This is a genomic window from [Mycobacterium] manitobense, assembly GCF_025821665.1.
Lineage (GTDB): Bacteria > Actinomycetota > Actinomycetes > Mycobacteriales > Mycobacteriaceae > Mycobacterium > Mycobacterium arseniciresistens.
In genome coordinates this window covers 1-377 of record NZ_JACKSJ010000180.1, presented here as the reverse complement: position 1 = coordinate 377, position 377 = coordinate 1, and the positions used below count along the sequence as shown (strand labels likewise).

The 377-nt window shown below is 64.2% G+C and carries 1 protein-coding gene; it reads right to left on the bottom strand.

Annotated features, from left to right (window positions below):
- Positions 1-309, bottom strand: a 309-nt coding sequence (locus H7I41_RS20570; protein WP_264014471.1) for an aldo/keto reductase, incomplete at its 3' end; no start/stop codon positions are given.
- Positions 310-377 lie beyond the last annotated feature (68 nt).

Below are 377 nucleotides of genomic sequence, written 5' to 3'. Positions count from 1 at the left end.
GCCCCCGCCGTTCGGATCGCCGGGGGTCATATTGGTGAAGAACTTCGAGGCCACGACCACACGATCCCGCCGATGCGGGTTCTTGGCGAGGTAGTCGCCCACAATCTTCTCGGAATGCCCGTTGGTGTAGAAGTTCGCGGTGTCGATGAAGTTGCCGCCGCGCTCGAGGTAGCCGTCGATGATGGCCTCGGATTCCTCGACGCTGCACCCGGCGCCGCCGGGATCGTCTCCGAATGTCATGGCTCCCAGTGCAAATGGGCTGACACGTAGCCCGGAACGGCCGAGGGTGAGGTAGTGGTCGAGTGCCATGCCGGTGGCTCCTTGGTGTTGGCGCGTGAGGTGGATCTGACTCCTTCCATTGCACCCGCCGCGCGGTG